10 protein-coding genes and 2 pseudogenes are annotated in these 22,088 nt (G+C 64.6%); 5 read left to right on the forward strand and 7 right to left on the reverse strand.

The annotated features are described in order from the left end of the window. Positions 1-828: 828 nt before the first annotated feature. Complete coding sequence (locus H2O14_RS16580) at positions 829-9,420, forward strand: beta strand repeat-containing protein (protein ID WP_182828514.1); 8,592 nt, start codon at positions 829-831, stop codon at positions 9,418-9,420. Between the two features lie 7 nt (positions 9,421-9,427). Further along, the gene (locus tag H2O14_RS28930; RefSeq protein ID WP_312858679.1) at positions 9,428-11,149 is read left to right on the forward strand and encodes an autotransporter domain-containing protein; all 1,722 of its coding nucleotides are present in this window, start codon (positions 9,428-9,430) and stop codon (positions 11,147-11,149) included. Positions 11,150-11,282: 133 nt separating this feature from the next. Here the strand turns inward: H2O14_RS28930 and H2O14_RS16590 are convergent, their stop codons facing one another. The 3 genes from H2O14_RS16590 to H2O14_RS16600 form a co-directional block, all read right to left on the reverse strand. Then, positions 11,283-13,184: a CHASE2 domain-containing protein gene (locus H2O14_RS16590; RefSeq protein ID WP_182828516.1), complete on the reverse strand. Its 1,902-nt coding sequence runs from the start codon at positions 13,182-13,184 to the stop codon at positions 11,283-11,285. Further along, positions 13,181-13,690 (reverse strand): FecR domain-containing protein, encoded by a 510-nt coding sequence (locus H2O14_RS16595; protein ID WP_182828517.1) that lies wholly within the window; start codon positions 13,688-13,690, stop codon positions 13,181-13,183. The genes H2O14_RS16590 and H2O14_RS16595 overlap by 4 nt, the downstream gene beginning before the upstream one ends. A 422-nt stretch (positions 13,691-14,112) precedes the next feature. Then, positions 14,113-14,799 (reverse strand): calcium-binding protein, encoded by a 687-nt coding sequence (locus tag H2O14_RS16600; protein ID WP_182828518.1) that lies wholly within the window; start codon positions 14,797-14,799, stop codon positions 14,113-14,115. A gap of 298 nt (positions 14,800-15,097) precedes the next feature. On the opposite strand from H2O14_RS16600, the gene fhuF reads away from it, so the two are divergent. Both fhuF and H2O14_RS16610 read left to right on the forward strand, forming a co-directional pair. Then, positions 15,098-15,874 carry a siderophore-iron reductase FhuF gene (gene fhuF, locus H2O14_RS16605; RefSeq protein WP_182828519.1) on the forward strand — a complete coding sequence of 259 codons (777 nt, stop codon included), beginning with the start codon at positions 15,098-15,100 and terminating at the stop codon, positions 15,872-15,874. Between the two features lie 91 nt (positions 15,875-15,965). Continuing rightward, complete coding sequence (locus H2O14_RS16610; protein ID WP_182828520.1) at positions 15,966-16,274, forward strand: hypothetical protein; 309 nt, start codon at positions 15,966-15,968, stop codon at positions 16,272-16,274. Here the strand turns inward: H2O14_RS16610 and H2O14_RS16615 are convergent. Further along, positions 16,271-17,144, reverse strand: a pseudogene (locus tag H2O14_RS16615) (DMT family transporter). The gene H2O14_RS16610 and the pseudogene H2O14_RS16615 sit on opposite strands and share 4 nt — an antisense overlap. Before the next feature lie 172 nt (positions 17,145-17,316). Here H2O14_RS16615 and H2O14_RS16620 point away from each other — a divergent pair. Next, positions 17,317-18,366 (forward strand): calcium-binding protein, encoded by a 1,050-nt coding sequence (locus H2O14_RS16620; protein WP_182828521.1) that lies wholly within the window; start codon positions 17,317-17,319, stop codon positions 18,364-18,366. An 18-nt stretch (positions 18,367-18,384) separates the two neighbouring features. Here H2O14_RS16620 and H2O14_RS16625 read toward each other — a convergent pair. The 3 genes and pseudogenes from H2O14_RS16625 to H2O14_RS16635 all read right to left on the reverse strand — a co-directional run bounded on the left by H2O14_RS16625 (position 18,385) and on the right by H2O14_RS16635 (position 22,051). Next, a pseudogene (locus H2O14_RS16625) lies at positions 18,385-18,986 on the reverse strand (aminotransferase class IV family protein). Positions 18,987-19,018: 32 nt separating this feature from the next. Further along, positions 19,019-20,176 (reverse strand): aminodeoxychorismate synthase component I, encoded by a 1,158-nt coding sequence (locus H2O14_RS16630; RefSeq protein WP_182828522.1) that lies wholly within the window; start codon positions 20,174-20,176, stop codon positions 19,019-19,021. A gap of 18 nt (positions 20,177-20,194) precedes the next feature. Next, positions 20,195-22,051 carry a M3 family oligoendopeptidase gene (locus H2O14_RS16635; RefSeq protein ID WP_182829411.1) on the reverse strand — a complete coding sequence of 619 codons (1,857 nt, stop codon included), beginning with the start codon at positions 22,049-22,051 and terminating at the stop codon, positions 20,195-20,197. Positions 22,052-22,088: the final 37 nt, after the last annotated feature.

The raw sequence follows: 22,088 nt of genomic DNA on the forward strand, positions 1-22,088 counted from the left end.
TGTTTATCTATATTTATTACGCATTTATAAATTAAATTTCTCTTGCTCTCACCCTGCATCATCGGCCTAGAAGTCGACTGTGCAAAATACTTGCAATCCAATTGCTCGAATGATCTGAATGTGTCAGATAGAATCAAAGTATATAATTTGATTTTTTTTTGGAGCCTGACGCCTTGCTTTTGGGGCCAGCTCAGCCTGTTCCGGCGACGGCGACAGGAATGGGGTGGACACGGATCAAGGGTGTCAGGCGCGGAAATTTTGGTGACGCCATGCGTCGCGCCGAAAGGGAATAATATGCAGGAAGACATGCCCAGCAAAATGTCGGCTGTTGGACATCTGACTGCGAATCATTGGGCGATCTCAGGTTTGCTTCGGCATAGAAGCCGGGCGCTTTGCCTGGTCGACGCAATTGCTCCCGTTGCTCGTCTACGCCAACTGGGGCGGCTCTTCATTTTGATGTTCCTCGTCGCCGCGGGAATGCTTTTCGCCGCCCCTCGCTCAGAAGCGGCCATGTCCTCGGCATGTCAGGACATCAATTCCGACTGGGGAAACGGCGTAACGCGCAATTCCGAGGATTCGCCTTGGCTGACACAAGGTCCAAGCTCCGCAAGCGGCTGGTACTACAACTTTGCGGCAGATGAAAAAATTACCTGGACCTTTACCGGCAGCGGCCCAGTGAACGACAGTACTCGAGCTATAGGCTTTGATATAGAAAACGACATTTGGGATCCTATCGAGGCTAATTTTCTAGTTCGATACGACACGTCCTACACCGGAACTGCCAACGAATCTGGCAGCCATACTTTGACTGCGGCGGAAAATATCTACGTGGAACTGATCAATGGCAATGCCAGCGTGTCAGTGGTCGGTGCGACTGGCACGCTGACGATTACCTGTTCCGCAGCGTCGGCAGCCTCGACGGACGCCAATCTTTCCAACCTCGCGCTCTCTTCCGGAACGCTGTCGCCCGACTTTGCAAGCGCCACCACCAGCTATACGGCCTCGGTTGACAATGCCGTCAGCACGATCAAGGTGACGCCCACCGTCAATGACGCCAATGCGACGGTGAAGGTGGAAGGCGCTGCAGTGACATCGGGCGCTGCCTCGGACGGTATCAACCTTGCCGTCGGCGACAACGACATCGATGTCGAAGTCACGGCCGAAGACGGCTCGACGAAAAAGACCTACACGGTGACCGTCACCCGGGCGGCTTCCGCGGATGCGACGCTGGCCAGTTTATCATTGTCTTCCGGATCGCTGTCACCCAGCTTTGCGAGCGGCACGACCAGTTATACGGCCTCGGTCACCAACGATGTCACCTCCGTCAATGTGACGCCCGTGGTCGGCGACGCCAGCGCCACGGTGACGGTCAACGGCGCGTCGGTGACATCGGGCTCGGCGTCCGGCAATCTCAGCCTCGCCGTTGGAGACAATACGGTCACCGTCGTGGTGACGGCCCAGGACGGGACCACGAGCAAGACCTACACGGTGACCGTCACCCGGGCGGCTTCCGCAGATGCGACGCTGACCGGCCTGTCATTGTCCTCCGGATCGCTGTCGCCGGGCTTCGCGAGCGGCACGACCAGCTATGCGGCCTCGGTCGTCAATGCGGTGACCTCGCTGACCGTGACGCCAACCGTCAGCGACGCCAACGCCACGGTGACGGTCAACGGCGCATCTGTCGCCTCAGGCTCGGCGTCCGGCAATCTCAGCCTCGCCGTTGGAGACAATACGGTCACCGTCGTGGTGACAGCCGAAGACGGCGTGACGACCGGGACCTATACCGTCACCGTCACCCGGGCTGCGGCGGCGTCGACCGACGCCACGCTGACCAGCCTGTCATTGTCCTCCGGATCGCTGTCGCCGAGCTTTGCGAGCGGCACGACCGGCTATGCGGCTTCGGTCGACAATGCGGTGACCTTGCTGACCGTGACGCCAACCGTCAGTGACGCCAGCGCGACGGTGACGGTCAACGGCGCGTCGGTGACATCGGGCTCGGCGTCCGGCAATCTCAGCCTTACCGTCGGAGACAATACGATCACCATCGTGGTGACAGCCGAAGACGGCGTGACGACCGGGACCTATACGGTCACCGTCACCCGGGCTGCGGCGGCGTCGACCGACGCCACGCTCACCAGCCTGTCGCTGTCCTCCGGGTCGCTGTCGCCGGGCTTCGCAAGCGGCGTCACCCGCTATGCGGCCTCGGTCACCAACGATGTCACCTCCGTCAATGTGACGCCCGTGGTCGGCGACGCCAGCGCCACGGTGACGGTCAACGGCGCGTCGGTGACATCGGGCTCGGCGTCCGGCAATCTCAGCCTCGCCGTCGGCGACAATACGATTACCGTCGCGGTCACCGCCGAGGACGGCGTGACGACCAGGACCTATACGGTGACCGTCACCCGGGCTGCGGCGGCGTCGACCGATGCGACGCTGACCAACCTGTCGCTGTCCTCCGGATCGCTGTCGCCGGGCTTCGCAAGCGGCGTGACCCGCTATGCGGCTTCGGTCGACAATGGGGTGACCTCGCTGACCGTGACGCCAACCGTCAGTGACGCCAGCGCCACGGTGACGGTCAACGGTGCATCCGTCGCCTCCGGCTCGGCCTCCGGCGTGCTCAGCCTCGCCGTCGGCGACAATACGGTCACCGTCGCGGTCACCGCCGAAGACGGCGTGACGACCGAGACCTATAACGTCACCGTCACCCGGGCTGCGGCGGCGTCGACCGACGCCACGCTGACCAGCCTGTCGCTGTCCTCCGGATCGCTGTCGCCGGGCTTTGCAAGCGGCGTCACCCGCTATGCGGCTTCGGTGACCAACGATGTCGGCTTGATCAAGGTAACGCCCGTCGTCAGCGACGCCAGCGCAACGGTGACGGTCAACGGCGCCTCCGTCGCCTCCGGCACGGCCTCCGGCAATCTCAGCCTCGCCGTCGGCGACAATACGGTCACCATCGTGGTGACAGCCGAAGACGGCGTGATGACCGAGACCTATACGGTGACCGTCACCCGGGCTGCAGCGGCGTCGACCGACGCCACGCTGACCAGCCTGTCATTGTCCTCCGGATCGCTGTCGCCGGGCTTCGCAAGCGCAACCACCCGCTATACGGCCTCGGTCGCCAACGATGTCATCTCTATCAAGGTGACGCCCACCGTCAGCGACGTTCAGGCCACGGTGACGGTCAACGGCGCATCCGTCTCCTCCGGCTCGGCCTCCGGCGTGCTCAGCCTCGCCGTCGGAGACAATACGGTCACCGTCGAGGTCACTGCCGAGGACGGCGTGACGACCGAGACCTATACGGTGACCGTGATGCGGGCGGAAGCCGACTCCACCGACGCCACGCTGACCAGCCTGTCGCTGTCCTCCGGGTCGCTGTCGCCGGGCTTCGCAAGCGGCGTCACCCGCTATGCGGCCTCGGTCACCAACGATGTCACCTCCGTCAATGTGACGCCCGTGGTCGGCGACGCCAGCGCCACGGTGACGGTCAACGGCGCGTCGGTGACATCGGGCTCGGCGTCCGGCAATCTCAGCCTCGCCGTCGGCGACAATACGATTACCGTCGCGGTCACCGCCGAGGACGGCGTGACGACCAGGACCTATACGGTGACCGTCACCCGGGCTGCGGCGGCGTCGACCGATGCGACGCTGACCAACCTGTCGCTGTCCTCCGGATCGCTGTCGCCGGGCTTCGCAAGCGGCGTGACCCGCTATGCGGCTTCGGTCGACAATGGGGTGACCTCGCTGACCGTGACGCCAACCGTCAGTGACGCCAGCGCCACGGTGACGGTCAACGGTGCATCCGTCGCCTCCGGCTCGGCCTCCGGCGTGCTCAGCCTCGCCGTCGGCGACAATACGGTCACCGTCGCGGTCACCGCCGAAGACGGCGTGACGACCGAGACCTATAACGTCACCGTCACCCGGGCTGCGGCGGCGTCGACCGACGCCACGCTGACCAGCCTGTCGCTGTCCTCCGGATCGCTGTCGCCGGGCTTTGCAAGCGGCGTCACCCGCTATGCGGCTTCGGTGACCAACGATGTCGGCTTGATCAAGGTAACGCCCGTCGTCAGCGACGCCAGCGCAACGGTGACGGTCAACGGCGCCTCCGTCGCCTCCGGCACGGCCTCCGGCAATCTCAGCCTCGCCGTCGGCGACAATACGGTCACCATCGTGGTGACAGCCGAAGACGGCGTGATGACCGAGACCTATACGGTGACCGTCACCCGGGCTGCAGCGGCGTCGACCGACGCCACGCTGACCAGCCTGTCATTGTCCTCCGGATCGCTGTCGCCGGGCTTCGCAAGCGCAACCACCCGCTATACGGCCTCGGTCGCCAACGATGTCATCTCTATCAAGGTGACGCCCACCGTCAGCGACGTTCAGGCCACGGTGACGGTCAACGGCGCATCCGTCTCCTCCGGCTCGGCCTCCGGCGTGCTCAGCCTCGCCGTCGGAGACAATACGGTCACCATCGTGGTGACAGCCGAAGACGGCGTGACGACCAGGACCTATACGGTGACCGTCACCCGGGCTGCGCCGGCATCGACCGATGCGACGCTGACCAGCCTGTCGCTGTCCTCCGGATCGCTGTCGCCGGGCTTCGCAAGCGGCGTCACCCGCTATGCGGCTTCGGTCGCCAACGATGTAAGCTCTATCAAGGTGACGCCCGTGGTCGGCGACGCCAGCGCCGCGGTGACGCTCAACGGCGCATCCGTCGCCTCCGGCACGGCGTCCGGCAATCTCAGCCTCGCCGTCGGCGACAATACGATTACCGTCGCGGTCACCGCCGAGGACGGCGTGACGACTAGGACCTATACGGTCACCGTGACGCGGGCGGAAGCCGACTCCACCGACGCCACGCTGACCAGCCTGTCGCTGTCCTCCGGATCGCTGTCGCCGGGCTTCGCAAGCGGCGTCACCCGCTATGCGGCTTTGGTGACCAACGATGTCAGCTCTATCAAGGTGACGCCCGTGGTCGGCGACGCCAGCGCCGCGGTGACGGTCAACGGCGCATCCGTCGCCTCCGGCACGGCGTCCGGCAATCTCAGCCTCGCCGTCGGAGACAATACGATTACCGTCGCGGTCACCGCCGAGGACGGCGTGACGACCAGGACCTATACGGTCACCGTCACCCGAGCTGCAGCGGCGTCGACCGACGCCACGCTGACCAGCCTGTCGCTGTCCTCCGGAACGCTGTCGCCGGGCTTCGCAAGCGGCGTCACCCGCTATGCGGCTTCGGTCGCCAACGATGTCAGCTCTATCAAGGTGACGCCCGTGGTCGGCGACGCCAGCGCCGCGGTGACGGTCAACGGCGCATCCGTCGCCTCCGGCACGGCGTCCGGCAATCTCAGCCTCGCCGTCGGAGACAATACGATTACCGTCGCGGTCACCGCCGAGGACGGCGTGACGACCAGGACCTATACGGTCACCGTCACCCGGGCTGCGCCGGCATCGACCGATGCGACGCTGACCAGCCTGTCGCTATCTTCCGGGTCGCTGTCGCCGGGCTTCGCGAGCGGCGTCACCCGCTATGCGGCTTCGGTCGCCAACGATGTAAGCTCTATCAAGGTGACGCCCGTGGTCGGCGACGCCAGCGCCGCGGTGACGCTCAACGGCGCATCCGTCGCCTCCGGCACGGCGTCCGGCAATCTCAGCCTCGCCGTCGGAGACAATACGATTACCGTCGCGGTCACCGCCGAAGACGGCGTGACGACCAGGACCTATACGGTCACCGTCACCCGGGCTGCGCCGGCATCGACCGATGCGAGGCTGACCAGCCTGTCGCTATCTTCCGGGTCGCTGTCGCCGGGCTTCGCGAGCGGCGTCACCCGCTATACGGCCTCGGTCGCCAACGATGTCAGCTCTATCAAGGTGACGCCCGTGGTCGGCGACGCCAGCGCCACGGTGACGGTCAACGGCGCATCCGTCGCCTCCGGCACGGCGTCCGGCAATCTCAGCCTCGCCGTCGGAGACAATACGATTACCGTCGCGGTCACCGCCGAAGACGGCGTGACGACCAGGACCTATACGGTCACCGTCACCCGGGCTGCGCCGGCATCGACCGATGCGACGCTGACCAGCCTGTCGCTGTCTTCCGGGTCGCTGTCGCCGGGCTTCGCAAGCGGCGTCACCCGCTATACGGCCTCGGTGTCGAACGATGTCGGCTCGATCAAGGTGACGCCCGTCGTCAGCGACGCCAGCGCGACGGTGGCGGTCAATGGCGCGTCGGTGACATCGGGTTCGGCGTCCGGCAATCTCAGCCTCGCCGTCGGCGACAATACGATCACCGTCGTGGTCACCGCCGAGGACGACGTGACGACCGGGACCTATACGGTGACCGTCACCCGGGCTGCGCCGGTCACCGTCACGTTGTCGCCCGAAGCAGGCGCCTTGACGGCCGGACGCGTCGGCGCCGCCTATAGCCAGACCTTCACGGCCACCGGCGGAACCGCGCCCTACCGCTTCCGCGTCACCGAGGGCTCGCTGCCGGACGGCCTGACGCTGTCCAGCGCCGGCGTGCTCACGGGCGCGCTGACGACCAAGGAGAACGCCGCCTTCACCGTCACCGCCACCGACGCCGACGACCAGACCGGCCAGGCCGCCTATACGCTGAAGATCGCCGCGGCGCCGGCCACCGTCACCCTGTCTCCCGAAGCGGGAGCCTTGACGGCCGGACGCGTCGGCGCCGCCTATAGCCAGACTTTCTCGGCCACCGGCGGAACCGCGCCCTACCGCTTCAGCGTCACCGAGGGCTCGCTGCCGGACGGCTTGGCCCTGTCCAGCGCCGGCGTGCTCACGGGCGCGCCGACGACCAGGGAGAACGCCGCCTTCACCGTGACCGCCACCGACGCCGACGACCAGACCGGCCAGGCCGCCTATACGCTGAAGATCGCCGCGGCGCCGGTCACCGTCACCCTGTCGCCCGAAGCGGGCGCCTTGACGGCCGGACGCGTCGGCGCCGCCTATAGCCAGACCTTCACGGCCACCGGCGGCGCCGCGCCCTACCGCTTCAGCGTCACCGAGGGCTCGCTGCCGGACGGCTTGGCCCTGTCCAGCGCCGGCGTGCTCACGGGCGCGCCGACGACCAGGGAGAACGCCGGCTTCACCGTGACCGCCACCGACGCCGACGACCAGACCGGCCAGGCCGCCTATACGCTGAAGATCGCCGCGGCGCCGGTCACCGTCACCCTGTCGCCCGAAGCGGGAGCCTTGACGGCCGGACGCGTCGGCGCCGCTTATAGCCAGACCTTCACGGCCACCGGCGGAAGCGCGCCCTACCGCTTCAGCGTCACCGAGGGCTCGCTGCCGGACGGCCTGACGCTGTCCAGCGCCGGCGTGCTCACGGGCGCGCCGACGGCCAAGGAGAACGCCGCCTTCACCGTGACCGCCACCGACGCCGACGACCAGACCGGCCAGGCCGCCTATACGCTGAAGATCGCCGCGGCGCCGGTCACCGTCACCCTGTCGCCCGAAGCGGGAGCCTTGACGGCCGGACGCGTCGGCGCCGCCTATAGCCAGACCTTCTCGGCCACCGGCGGAACCGCGCCCTACCGCTTCCGCGTCACCGAGGGTTCGCTGCCGGACGGCCTGACGCTGTCCAGCGCCGGCGTGCTCACGGGCGCGCCGACGACCAGGGAGAACGCCGGCTTCACCGTGACCGCCACCGACGCCGACGACCAGACCGGCCAGGCCGCCTATACGCTGAAGATCGCCGCGGCGCCGGTCACCGTCACGCTGTCGCCCGAAGCGGGAGCCTTGACGGCCGGACGCGTCGGCGCCGCCTATAGCCAGACCTTCACGGCCACCGGCGGCGACGCGCCCTACCGCTTCAGCGTCACCGAGGGTTCGCTGCCGGACGGCTTGACGCTGTCCAGCGCCGGCGTGCTCACGGGCGCGCCGACGACCAGGGAGAACGCCGGCTTCACCGTCACCGCCACCGACGCCGACGACCAGACCGGCCAGGCCGCCTATACGCTGAAGATCAATGCGGCGCCGGCCACCGTCACCCTGTCGCCCGAAGCGGGAGCCTTGACGGCCGGACGCGTCGGCGCCGCCTATAGCCAGACCTTCTCGGCCACCGGCGGAACCGCGCCCTACCGCTTCAGCGTCACCGAGGGTTCGCTGCCGGACGGCCTGACGCTGTCCAGCGCCGGCATGCTCACGGGCGCGCCGACGACCAGGGAGAACGCCGCCTTCACCGTGACCGCCACCGACGCCGACGACCAGACCGGCCAGGCCGCCTATACGCTGAAGATCGCCGCGGCGCCGGTCACCGTCACCCTGTCGCCCGAAGCGGGCGCCTTGACGGCCGGACGCGTCGGCGCCGCCTATAGCCAGACCTTCACGGCCACCGGCGGCGCCGCGCCCTACCGCTTCAGCGTCACCGAGGGCTCGCTGCCGGACGGCTTGGCCCTGTCCAGCGCCGGCGTGCTCACGGGCGCGCCGACGACCAGGGAGAACGCCGGCTTCACCGTGACCGCCACCGACGCCGACGACCAGACCGGCCAGGCCGCCTATACGCTGAAGATCGCCGCGGCGCCGGTCACCGTCACCCTGTCGCCCGAAGCGGGAGCCTTGACGGCCGGACGCGTCGGCGCCGCTTATAGCCAGACCTTCACGGCCACCGGCGGAAGCGCGCCCTACCGCTTCAGCGTCACCGAGGGCTCGCTGCCGGACGGCCTGACGCTGTCCAGCGCCGGCGTGCTCACGGGCGCGCCGACGGCCAAGGAGAACGCCGCCTTCACCGTGACCGCCACCGACGCCGACGACCAGACCGGCCAGGCCGCCTATACGCTGAAGATCGCCGCGGCGCCGGTCACCGTCACCCTGTCGCCCGAAGCGGGCGCCTTGACGGCCGGACGCGTCGGCGCCGCCTATAGCCAGACCTTCACGGCCACCGGCGGCGCCGCGCCCTACCGCTTCAGCGTCACCGAGGGCTCGCTGCCGGACGGCTTGGCCCTGTCCAGCGCCGGCGTGCTCACGGGCGCGCCGACGACCAGGGAGAACGCCGGCTTCACCGTGACCGCCACCGACGCCGACGACCAGACCGGCCAGGCCGCCTATACGCTGAAGATCGCCGCGGCGCCGGTCACCGTCACCCTGTCGCCCGAAGCGGGAGCCTTGACGGCCGGACGCGTCGGCGCCGCTTATAGCCAGACCTTCACGGCCACCGGCGGAAGCGCGCCCTACCGCTTCAGCGTCACCGAGGGCTCGCTGCCGGACGGCCTGACGCTGTCCAGCGCCGGCGTGCTCACGGGCGCGCCGACGGCCAAGGAGAACGCCGCCTTCACCGTGACCGCCACCGACGCCGACGACCAGACCGGCCAGGCCGCCTATACGCTGAAGATCGCTGCGGCGCCTCGGATCGTAAAGTTGTCGCCCCGCGGCGGCGCCTCACCGAAGCCATGGCGGCGAACCATATAGCCAATCGATCACCGCGACCGGCGGAGTCGGAGCGATGACATTCAGCCTGGCGTCAGGAGACTTGCCGAAAGGCCTGACGCTGAATATCTCGACCGGCGACCTGACCGGGCCGCTGGAGCCGGATACCGAGGGCGACTACAGCTTCGTTCTGCGGGCTCGCGACAGCCGTGGAAACTATGGAACCGGTTCGTACAGCATCAAGGTCCAGCCGCAGATCGTGACGGTGACGGACAAGCATCTGGACGTGCCCGCCGGTTCGACGCCCGTCGATATTCCTCTTCATAAGCAAGCGACCGGCGGGCCCTTCGTTTCCGCCGAGAAAACCTTCGTCGAGCCGGAGAATGCGGGAGTCGCCACGATTATTCGCGGCAGCTTCGCTGAGGCGAAGGCGACCGCGCCTGTCGGCTGGTATCTCCAGTTCAAACCTAATCCCAGCTACGCCGGACAGGTGAAGGTCGGTTTTCGCCTCATCAGCGCGCTCGGAATATCGAACACCGGAACGGTGACCTACAACATCGCCCTCGACAAGGACGAGGTGGCCGAGGAGGTGACCGGGCTCGTGGAGGATTTCGTCCGTTCGCGGCAGAGCCTGCTCGCCTCGACCATCAAAGTCCCCGACCTGATGAAACGCCGCCGGCTGGCGGCGACGAGCGAGCCGGTGACGACGCAAGTCCAGCCCTATACGAGCGGGTTGACAGTCAACTTTTCCACCAGCCTCGCACAGATCGAGAGCGCGCGAGACCTGGCGGACGGCGCGATCGCCGGGTCCCCATCGACCTTCGATATCTGGATGAGCGGCGCGGTCCTCGCGCACAACAACGGAGAGAACGGGGATCCCTGGGGAAGCTTCGCGATGATATCGGCCGGAGCCGACTATCTGGTGACCGAGAAACTGCTTCTCGGCTTGTCCTTTCACTACGATCGGATGACGGATCCGACCGACGAGGACGCCAATTTGACCGGGAATGGCTGGCTTGCGGGTCCCTACGCCTCGGTCGAGATCGGAAAGGGCGTGTTCTGGAACGCAAACATCCTCTATGGCGGTTCGGTCAACGACATCGACACCGAGTTCTGGGATGGCGGTTTCGATACCCGGCGGTGGTTGTTCGATAGCTCCATCAACGGCGAATGGCGGCTCGACGAGGACACTGTGCTCTCGCCGAAGCTTCGCGCCGTCTATCTGTCAGAAACTGTCGACGACTATGCGGTCGACAACGCGCAGGACGACACTGTGAACCTCGAAGGCTTCACGACCGAGCAACTCCAGGCGAGTATCGGGGCGGAACTGAGCCGGGACTACCACTTGGAAAACATGGTTCTCACACCGAGCATCGGGGTCACGGGCGGTTATGCCGGTCTGGATGGTTCCGGCGCTTTCGGTCAGGTCGCGGCGGGACTATCCGTGAACACTGAAACCATGCTGACATTCGATTTCGACTTGCTCTTCAATTTCGACGATGGCGGTGAAAGATCCACAGGCGCGCGGGCGGGTCGGCGGCAGATTCTGACGCGACGGAAGCCGCGCCGTCATCGGGACCGAGCACTATGGCAACAACGAGCGATCAAGAACTATGTCTTAAAGCCAATTGCAAAACAGTTCGCTCGTTCATCCTGCTTCGTGGGGCGCTTCTTCTCGTTTTCGCCGATAAAAGCAATTTGTGCAGCCTGCCGACCCGGTTTCGATCGCGCACCGATGTCCGGCGCCGACCGCCATGGGGCAGGCGCTTGAATTCGCTTCCAAAACACAGGCTGACCGTCAGTTGGTCGCGACCGCTGCAGACGACGTGATCGCGCTTCAAACCCGCGATCGCCTTGCAACCATGGCGGCCGCCTTCATCCGCGATCGCCTTCGAACACCCGGTTTATCCATCTTTCGTCCTTTCAACGGCAATCTCACGCCTGTTCCGGATTCGGGCCTGGCGAGGCGCGGGCCGCGGCGTCGTCCGCAGACCAGAGCGCGACGTCCAGCGGCTGTCGGCGTCCCTGATCTCGCATCGCTCGTACTGACGGCCGCCGGTCAGAAGATCCCCTTCCACCCCGGCTGCCCGGATCACCTCCGCGGACAGCGCGACTGACGCCGCCCGCATCTTGGCGACTTCCTGGAGCCGGCTCGCCACATTGACGCAATCGCCGATGGCGGCCACCTGCTGATGGGTGTCGTGGCCGAGACGCGACAGGACGACCTGGCCGTAATGCACGCCGACGCGCACGACGTTCGGCTCCCCTGGTCTGTCGTCGGCAATCCAGGATCGGATCGCGCGAACCAGGCTGAACGCCGTCAGAATGGCGTTGGATGCGTCTTGCGGGTGCTGATCGGGGACGCCGAAAGCGACCATCACGCCGTCGCCCATGAAATCCATCGCCACCCCGCCGCGTCGCTCCGCCTCCTCGACGACGATCGTGTGAAAGGTCTTGAGCATGTCGCGGGTCCGCCTTGGGCCGAGGCGCTCGCTGACGCCCGTATATCCGGCCAGGTCCACGAACAAAATCGCCGCCGACAATTCACGCGGCTCCAGGAGAAATGTCGGATCTTCAGCGATCCGACGCACGAGGGACGAAGCTTGAAACCGTTCGAGGGCGGTTCGGGCGGAGGTCATTCGCCGGAGTTCGAGGCGGTCGAATATCTGCCTGAGAACGATTGTCGCCGCAACCGGCGGGAGGCTCGCCGCGACGGGCAATGCGCCGCTCAGCCAGTAAAAATGTCCGAAGGCGAGAGTGACGACCGCGAGCCAGGCCATTAGCAGGGCGGCGAAGGCGATCGACCCCGCGGCCAGCGGCAAAAACGTCACCAAAGCGATGCCGAAGACCGAGACGAGCACGGCGGAGACCGCGTCGATCGACCGGACGGTGGCGTTGCGCGTCAGGGCGGAGCCGTCGATGAGATTGGACACGCCCGTCGCCAGGATCTCGACGCCTGGCATGATCTGGTCGAACGGGGTGGTGAAACGATCCCCGACCCCCGTCGCGGTGACGCCCAGCATCACCAAACGGCCCTCGAGATCACCGCGGACATCTTCGCCGTTCATTAATCTCAGGGCGCTGATCGTCCGCACGGTCTGGCCCGGACCGTAGTAATTGAGCGACAAGTGCCAACCCAGATCGAGCGGCGTGTCGCGGGCTCCGATCCGCACGCCGTCGGCCGTCAGACTCGGCGTTGCGCCGGTATGGAAAGCGGCGGCGCGCAGAGCCAGGGACGCTTCCGGACTCGGTTCGACGTCGAACAGCATGGGGATCTGTCTCGGTGTGCCTCCGGCGTCGGTCGCGACATTGACCAGGCCGAGTTGCGCTGCGGCCGCCAGGATCGGCAACGGCCTCAAGATGTCGGACGGAGCGGGCATCGGCGACGCCCGCGCCCGTCGATCCGAAAATTGCGCCGCGCCGGCGATCGCGACCGGAAGTCGCCCGATGGAGGCGGCCAGGGCCCTGTCGGCGTCGTCCTGCGTCGGTCCGACGAGCAGCATGTCGATCGCAATCGCGGTCGCTCCGGCGAGCCTGACGCCGTCGATCACCTGCGCCAGTTGCCGGCGGTCCAACGGATAGCGTCCGGCGGCGGCGACGGTGGCGTCATCGATCGCCACGATCGCGACCTCGGCCGGCGCCGGTCGACCGCCGATCACGTGAATCCTGGCGTCGAGCAGCGCCGTCTCCATCTTGTCGACGAAACTGGCCGCGCCGTCGACATGCGTCAGCGACAGATATCCGGCCCAGAGCGCGCCGATCGACAGCAGGCCGACGATGCACCAGACCGGCAGGCTCGTCTTCATCGCGCGAAGCGCGAGAGAAGTTTTTCGGCTCGTTCCCGACCCCAGACGACGGCTGCCACGGGTCGAGCGGGCGAGACGTCTGCGCCTTGGCCCGGTTGCAGGACGACCGTTTCGGAGCCGTCAGCCCTGGATACGGCGACCGCGCCCCTCAGAACGAAGACCGATGTCGTCCCCGCTGCCACGTCGACGATATAGGCGGTGCCGCGCACGGCAGCGATTGCTTGCGGCGTCAGGATCTGAAATGCGCCGCTGCCCGGTCTTACGTCGATCAGCACCGCCTTGCCGGTGATCGTCGCGCCGGCGGGTCGCGCTTGCTCTGGGCCGTCGGGTATACGGAGGCTTGCCGCCGCCTCCGCTTCCAGCACGAGGCCATTGGAGCAACGATAGACGACCCGCGGCGGATCCGGGAGATCCTCGCGCTTGCAGGAGGCGTCGGCCGCACGCGCCGAAACCGCCACGGCAAGCGCCGAGAAGGCCAGCAGGAACAAGAGGGGCGAAGTCTTCACGACAGTCTCTCGCTATATCTTGACGCGACGGAATCTTTATCGGATTGCAATCCCCGAATGTCAATTTGGCTTTGGCGACAGCGGGTGTTTTGATCGTTTTTGAAAGCGCCTCGCTGCATGCGCGCCAGTGAACCCTGGGCGCGGGCGAAACGGTGTTCGATAGGGGCGAGCCCTTCGCAAGCATGACGGAGAGCGCCGGGACACGGTGCGTGTCGAACCGCCGCCGTCCGCCGCTCGAGGTGTCGCAGCCGCATTTTGTTCATACGGCCGATCGAACTCTCGTGCGGGACGTTCCGGCGGTCGGATGAAGAATGAGCGGCGCCGGGTCGAACGTTTCGCCGAGGGCATGTGACGTCGCGCCTGCGACGTTTTCCACCGGCCGCGAGCGTCGCGGCCGGTGGAGTGCGCGTCTTTCGTCGAACTCAGATGAAGTCGCTGCTGTCGACGTCTGTGGCCTTCACGCCCAACAATGTGATCGTGTCGCCGCCGCCGAAGTCGATGATCGTGTTGGCGCCGGACTGCTTGATCGTCAACGCGGTGAGATCCGTGTCGATATAATCCTGCGCCAAGGCGCCGCCGACCGCGTCGAAGTCGGTGATGGTGTCTTTCCCGTCACCGTCGTTGAAGATGAAATGATCCGACTGCGCTTGGCCGCTCAATCGGTCATTTCCCTTGCCGCCTTCGATATGGTCGATGCCCGAGCCGGCCTTGATCGTATCTTTTCCGCCGCCGCCATAGATCGAGTCTGAAATGAGCGAACCGGTGATCGCGTCATTGCCGGCCAGCGCAAATTCGTAGGCCGCCTCGACGCCCTGTTTCTTGACGATTCCGACGAAGGTCTTGGCGTCGATATCGACGTCTTCCACTTTCACAAACGGCCCGGTGCTCTTGGTGGAAAAAGTAACGTCCGTCACCGTTCCAGCCGTAACCAGGCCGAGTTTGTTGACCTTGAGATCCTCGCCGATGATCTGGATCTTCTCGCCGCCGTCGCTGTCGCGGTAAAGAACGCTGGTGTCCTTTGCTTGCTCCAGGAAGATCTTGTTAGGGTTGTAGAACGAGTCCAGTTCGCCGTATTTTCCCAAGCGGCTGTATAGGGTTACCTTCGCCATGTTTTTCCTCTCCTGCGGTTCCGACGCGGCTTGCGTCTACTTTTTGCCGACCATTTCCATCGCTCCGTTCGGGAGCGCGGGTCTTTTGCGCCGTCTTTTAAATCTATGTGAGGTGAGGTCGGAGCGCGCAAGAGCAAATTTTAACGAAGTCTAAGATTGTTTCAAACAAGCCCGCTTTTCTCACCTCCATCTGCCTGAAGAGTCGATGGAAAAGCGCTTAATATGACTATAATACTCATGTAATCTTGCGAAAAGACGCCCGGCCCGGTATGGCTTTGCCGCCGAGCAGGATGACGTCATGACCGACATACCCGAACTTATCACCTTCGACGAACGAGACCCGCATTGCCTGGATCTCGTCACGTCGGCAGGTCATGACTACCTGTCGGGCAGGTTTTTCCTGACCGCGCCTGACGGCAAGGTCGCCACACCGCTGGCCGCGCTTCTCGATGAAGCATTTTACGATACGCTGATCGCCGACTTCGCGCAGTTGCATCCGAACGTCGACAGGCGCGCCGCGACATCGTTGTGGAGTCTCTATTTCCTATCGACGAGCGGGATCGGCGTCATGACCGCCGCGATCGTTTACCGCGTGCGCTTGCCGCTGGCGCTCGACGGCGTGGTCCTTCTTCACGACCGAAACGGGTCGCCGCAGGGTTTTCTCTTGCCGCATGGCGGGGCAAGGAGCGCCGATCCCATCGGCGTCGAGGCGCTGCAGAGCTTCGTGCGGGACTTTTGCACGCCGATCATCGAGGCGATCGCCCGCGGGCAGAAACTGTCCAAGCGGATGCTGTGGAACAATCTCATCGTCTATCTCGACTGGATCATCCGCGAGATCGGCGCGCATCTCGGAGAAGCGGCCGTTGCAGATGTGATGGCGGCGTTGCATGCGCCGCACTTCGTCGACGGCGCCAAAAATCCGCTGCATGGATTGCTGCGTCGCGACGAGACGTCCGGCGAGCCGATGCGCAAGGTGTGCTGCCTGCGTTACTGCGTGCCCGGAATCGGCGGTTGCGGCGGCCTTTGCCCTTTGCCGGAAGGTCGCGCTTCGGCCGTATCCATCGCCGCCGAATAGCGTCCTTATCCCCAGCCTTGCGCTATCGAGCGTCATGCAAATGGCATAGTGTCGCGCTATCGACTCGAAAACACCAAAGAGGAAGACAGCGATGATTGAACCGATGGGCGTCCTGATGCTCGGCTACGAAGGCGAGAACGAACTGAGCATTTTTCTGGGCGACGAACATGACGACGTCGTCTTCCGCTTCATCACGCTCGTCGGCGGAACGAGCGGCGAAACGCTGCGCTTCGAAGCCAGCGAGGGCATGACGGTCGCCGATTTCTTCGACGCGCTCGACGAAGAGGAAAGCGAAACCGAAATCGCCATTCTCGATTTCCTCGAGAAGGAACAGAACGCCGCCGTGCTCGTCGCCTTCGACGGCGAGCCGCGGATTTTCGCGGTCGACGATGAAGATTAATCGACGCGCATGCGACGCCGCGCGGCCTCTCGCCAAAGGGTGAAGAGGCCGGCGGCCACGATGATCAGCGAGCCGAGCACGATGTTCGCTTCCAGGCTTTCGCCGAACAGCAAGACGCCGATAAAGGCGGAGAGCATCAGCTGATAATAGGCGACCGGCTGCACCAGCACCGCATCGAGATGGTCATAGGCCTTGATCAGGCAGTAGTGGCTGGAAATGCCGGTGAGGCAGAGCAGCGCCATCCAGCCTAAGTCCCATCCCTGCATATTCGTCCAGAAGAACGGCCCGACGGCCGTGGCCAGCGCCGCGCCGGCAACGCCGGTGTAGAAGAAGCTCACGCCCGCATCGTCCGTGCGGCTCGCGAGCCTCGTCGCCACGGAATAGGCGGCGTTGATCAGCGCCGAAGCCAGCGGGATGAGCAGCGTCATGTCGAAGGTCGCGGGATTTGGCTTCAGGATGATCAGCACACCCAGCATGCCCACCCCGATCGCCGTCCAACGCCGCCAGCCCACCACTTCCCCGAGAATGGGAACCGACAGCATCGCCACCACCAGCGGCGTGGCGGAAAAAATCGCCTGCGACTGAATGAGACCCGCCACCCGGAAGGACAGGATGGTGACCATGATCTGGCGCGAGCAGAAGCCCGCGCAGGATCTGCAGATAAGGCCGGTTGGCCCGCACGGCGCCCTGCAACCCCTTGGAGGAGCGCGCCGCCATGACGGTCACGAAACCGGCGAAAGCCCAATAGCGGAACATCGTGATCAGCACGGGCGAATAGGCATGCGAGAGATGTTTGGAGATGGCGTCCTGGCAGGCGAAGATGGTGAAAGCCAGGAAGGCGAAGAGATAACCGGTCTTGTGAGGCGTCATGGGAAGCGTGTCATCGTGTTGCGTCGTCCCCCTGGGGCCTGATGAGCCTGTTCGCGCGATAATTCAAGGCTTTTGATGCTGGTCGACCGGCGATGAATATTAAGAATTCGTGTCTTCTGCGGGGCGGTGCTAAATTAGCGTCTGTTGGTTTTCTTAGGGAAGGAGAAACCGCATGCGCCTGATATTCACGAATACCTCCGGGGCCGGCGTACAGGCTGCGCTGACCGGCGGAGAAGATTTTTATCTCGCCAAGGATGTTTTTGGGAGCACGAACAGCTTCGCCATCTCCAGCGCGGACTCGAACCACCGCATTGATCTCTATGGAAGCATCGTGTCCGAAAACGGCGTCGCCCTCGGCGATAGCAGCAGTGATACGAACAACCGCCTTTTCATTCACGACACTGGCGTCATCCGTACGCCGGACGACAACTCATCCTTTGGCGTTCTCGTCTATTCCAGCGCGTCACAGGTGACGAATGCTGGCCTGATCGAATCCTTTTACGGGGTGGTCTTTGAGGCGAATTCCGTTTCGACGACCTCTCGCCTGGTCAACTCGGGCAATATCGTCGGCTCAGATCCAACATATGGCGCCATCATCCGAGATGCTGCGGCGACGGAGACCATCATTATAGACAACTCTGGTACTATCAGAGGTCCAAAATCGTTCACGTCCATCGGTGTCGGCGTCGACATCATCAACAATTCCGGGACGATGATCGGTGATGTCAATCTTGGCGGCGTCGACGACAAATACAACGGCAAGAAGGGCGTCGTGAACGGTCTCGTCGATGGCGGCGACGGCGCCGACATCTTGAACGGCGGCGTCAAGCTCGACAATTTCGCCGGCGGGACGGGCACGGACACCTTGTATGGCTATCTCGGCAAGGACAAGCTCGCCGGCGGCGCTGACGCGGACACGTTCCTTTACAAGAACGTGGCGGAATCGGTCGGCAAAACCGTCGACACGATTTCTGATTTCACCAAGGCGGACTTTGATCAGATCAACATGAACGCCATCGACGCAGACACCACCGCCAAAAACAACCAGAATTTCACGTTCATCTCCAACAACGCCTTTTCGGGCGACGCGGGCGAACTGCGGTTCAACATTTCCGGCGGCAATACGACCGTACAGGCTGACATCAATGGCGACGGAAAGGCCGATTTCGTATTGAGACTGACCGGCGCGATTTCGCTGGCGACTTCCGATTTCCTGCTCTGACGCGCGTCGCCCAGTCCGTCAGAATTCCAGGCGACCGGCGATGAGTCCACGCAACGAATTGCCGACATAGAGCGTCCGGTCGACGAGATCGGCCGGACGCAAGGTTTGGACACGCGCTTTCCTGGCGCAGATCAGCGACGTCCTGAGGACGCCCGCCAGGCATCCTGACGAGAGCGGCGGCGTCAGCAAATCGCCTTCGTCGCCCGTGACGAACAGATTGGTGATCGTTCCCTCGCAAACGTCGCCCTTCTCGTTCAAGAGCAGCACCTCGTCGGCGTCTTCGCGGAAATACTCGGCGCGGGCGGCGTCATAAACGGCTCGGCGCGAGGTCTTGTGGCGGAGAAGCGCTCCATTCGAGGCGAGATGCGCGCTCGTGGCGATGCGAAGCGTCCAGACCGCATCGATCGGCAAAGGTGTGAACCCGGCGGACTGGATCTCGAATCGACCGTCCGGCCAGAATTCCAGCCGAAGCCGCGTCGGCGCGTCGACGGCGCTTGCGGCCTCGTCGAGGGCTTTCCAAGCGGCCTCGGCCTGGCGAAGCCCAATTTGCGCGTCGAATTGTGAAAGCGGGCTTGATGGAGCTTGCCCCTGACGATGCCAGCGCCCGGTTCGGCCCGCATGGTCTCGATCAGCGAAAAGTCCGGCGTTTGCGTCACCGCGCGATCTCCCGAGCGCCGAGCGCGAAACGCGCCTTCAGCAGGCATTCGGCATATTCGTCCTCGGCGTTGGAATCGAAGACGATGCCGCCGCCGACATTGAACACCGCTTCGCCATCGTCGAACAGCGAGATGGTGCGGATGGCGACGTTGAAGCACATCTGGCCGTCAGGCGCGACAAAGCCGATCGAGCCGCAATAGGCGTCGCGGGGGCCTGCCTCGATCTCGTGCAGGATTTCCATCGCCCTCATTTTCGGCGCGCCGGTCACCGAGCCGCAGGGGAAGAGAGCGGAGAAGATGTCGCGCAGCGTGAGGTCGGGCAAGAGCTTGGCGCGCACATGCGACACCATCTGATGCACGGTCGGATAGGTCTCGATATGAAAGAGTTTCGGCACATCGAGCGTGCCGACTTCCGAAATGCGTGAAATGTCGTTGCGCAGGAGGTCGACGATCATGCGGTTTTCGGCCTGGGTCTTCTCGTCGCCGATCATCGCAGCCTTGATCGCCTCGTCCTCGGCAGGGGAGGCGCCGCGCGCCGCCGTGCCCTTCATCGGATGCGTCTCGATCCAGCCGTCTTCATCGACCTTGAAGAACAGTTCCGGCGAGCGCGACAACAGCATGGGGCCGCCGAGATTGACCAGCGCGCCGTAATGCACCGGCTGCCGCTCGATCAGCGACCAGAAGGCGGCCAGCGGATCGCCGGTCCAGCGGGCGCGCACCGGCATGGTCAGATTGCCCTGGTAGCAATCGCCCTGGCGGAGATGCCGGTGCAGGCGGTTGAACCGCTCCTGGTAGGTTCCGAAGGGCCATTCCGCTCGCGGCTCCTGCAGGAACTCCTCGTTGTCGAGGCGCTGGCGCGGCTGAGCGAGCGGATGATCGGGCCTCGGCGCCTCGAACAGGCCGAACGCCATCAGCGGCGTCGCCCGGTTCTGGCCCGCGTAGCGCGCCAGCCTCTTCTCGAAGAGATAGCCGGCCTCGTAGCTCATGAAGCCGGCGATCCATTTGCCATTGCGCCGCGCCGTCTCCAGCCGCGCGAGACCGTGTTCGAACCCAGCCGCGTCCCGCGCGAGGATCAGGTCCTCCGGCTCGGCGAAAAACAGAGTCTCGTTCCTGCGGTCGTCGCGAAGCAGGATGAAGGGGTCGGCTGGCGCCATGCGGTTTACGTCCTCTGGTCAGGCGCTCTTATCAAGCGCCTCCAATTCGTCGATCAGCCCTTCGATCATCGACAGACCCTTGTCCCAGAACGACGGGTCGGACGCATCGAGACCGAACGGCTTCAAAAGTTCGGAATAGTGCTTGCTGCCGCCGGCCTTCAGGAGTGCGAAATACTTTTCCTGAAAACCGTCCTCGGCGTTCTGGTAGACTGCATAGAGCGAATTCACCAGGCAGTCGCCGAAGGCGTAGGCATAAACATAGAAGGGCGAGTGAATGAAATGGGGGATATACATCCACCAGTTCTCATAGCCCTCGGACATCTGGATCGCCGGCCCCAGGCTCTCGCCTTGTACGGACATCCAGAGCTCGCCGATCTGCTCGGAGGTCAGTTCGCCGTCTTTTCTCGCCGTGTGGAGCTTGCGCTCGAACTGGTAGAAGGCGATCTGCCGGACCACGGTGTTGAGCATGTCCTCGACCTTTTGCGCCAGCATCGCCTTGCGCTCGATCTTGTCCTTGGTCTTGGCGAGCAGCGCCCGGAAGGTGAGCATTTCGCCGAACACCGAGGCCGTTTCGGCCAGCGTCAGGGGCGTCGAGGCCATCAGCGCGCCCTGGCCGGCGGCCAGCACCTGGTGGACGCCATGGCCGAGCTCATGAGCGAGCGTCATCACGTCGCGCGGCTTGCCGAGATAGTTGACCAGCACATAAGGATGCGCCGAAGGCACGGTGGGATGGGCGAAGGCACCGGGCGCCTTGCCGGGGCGGGCGGGCGCGTCGATCCAGTTCTTGTCGAAAAAGGTCTGGGTGATCTCGGCCATTTCGGGCGAGAACTGCCTATAGGCTGACAGCACGATGTCGCGCGCCTCTTCCCAGGTTACGGCGGTGGCCGGCGCTTCGGGCAGCGGCGCGTTGCGGTCCCAGTAATTCAGCGTCTCCATGCCCAGCCACTTGGCCTTCATGGCGTAATAGCGGTGCGACAGACGCGGATAGGCGGCCTTGACGGCGGCGGCCAGCGCGTCGACCACCTCGCCCTCGACGCGGTTGGACAGATGCCGGCTGTCGGCGATGTCCTTGAAGCCGCGCCAGCGGTCGGAAATGTCCTTATCCTTGGCGAGCGTGTTGGTGATCAGCGTGAAGATGCGGATATTGTCCTTGAACACCTGGCTGATGGCCTCGGCGGCCGTGCGCCTGACATCCGGATCCTTCTCCTGCAGCTTGTCGAGCGCTGCCTCGAGCGTGACCTGCTCTCCGCCGAACGGCACGCGCAGCGCGGCGATCGTCTCGTTGAACAAGCGGTTCCAGGCCTGGCCGCCGGTCTGCGACTTCTCCAGGAACAGCTGCTCCAGTTTCTCGTCGAGCTGGTAGGGCTTTTCCTTGCGCAGATCCTCGATCCACGGACGGTAATGCGCGGCCTTGGAATCGTGCTCGAAGGCGCCGGCCAGCGCCGCGTCGTCGACGAGGTTGAGTTCCAGCGCGAAGAACAGCAGATGGCTGGCCATGTCGGTGATGCCTGCGCTGACATCGGCGAAAAACTTGCCGCGCGCCGGATCTGTCATGTCGCCATAATAATGCAGCCCGGCATAGGAGCCGACGCGGCCGATCAGGTCTTCGAGGCCTTCATAGGCTTCGACCGCCGCCCCGAGGCCGTCGGCGCCGGACTGGCCGGCCGCTGCTGCGAGTTTACCCTTCCACCGCGCTTCGAACGCCTCGGACATGGTTCCGGCTTTGTCGAGATCCGCCTTGAAGGCTTCACTGTCGGGGCCGGGATAGAGATCGGCGAGGTTCCATTCCGGCAGGGCGCCGAGATCGCTCGCCGCAACAGCCGCCTCAGGGGCGAAAACCGGCTGCAAACGGGATGCGCCGGTCAAATCGGGCATGAACTTCATCGCAGATTTCCTTTTGTTTTCTGTATTT

The sequence above is a fragment of the Rhizobium sp. G21 genome (assembly GCF_014158035.1).
Classification (GTDB): domain Bacteria; phylum Pseudomonadota; class Alphaproteobacteria; order Rhizobiales; family Rhizobiaceae; genus Rhizobium_E.

Bases quoted from the DNA above. Each gene is read 5' to 3' on its own strand.
- H2O14_RS16590 (WP_182828516.1), bottom strand. From the start codon at position 13,184: ATGAAGACGAGCCTGCCGGTCTGGTGCATCGTCGGCCTGCTGTCGATC.
- H2O14_RS16600 (WP_182828518.1), bottom strand. From the start codon at position 14,799: ATGGCGAAGGTAACCCTATACAGCCGCTTGGGAAAATACGGCGAACTG.
- fhuF (WP_182828519.1), top strand. From the start codon at position 15,098: ATGACCGACATACCCGAACTTATCACCTTCGACGAACGAGACCCGCAT.
- H2O14_RS16610 (WP_182828520.1), top strand. From the start codon at position 15,966: ATGATTGAACCGATGGGCGTCCTGATGCTCGGCTACGAAGGCGAGAAC.
- H2O14_RS16620 (WP_182828521.1), top strand. From the start codon at position 17,317: ATGCGCCTGATATTCACGAATACCTCCGGGGCCGGCGTACAGGCTGCG.
- H2O14_RS16630 (WP_182828522.1), bottom strand. From the start codon at position 20,176: ATGGCGCCAGCCGACCCCTTCATCCTGCTTCGCGACGACCGCAGGAAC.
- H2O14_RS16635 (WP_182829411.1), bottom strand. From the start codon at position 22,051: ATGCCCGATTTGACCGGCGCATCCCGTTTGCAGCCGGTTTTCGCCCCT.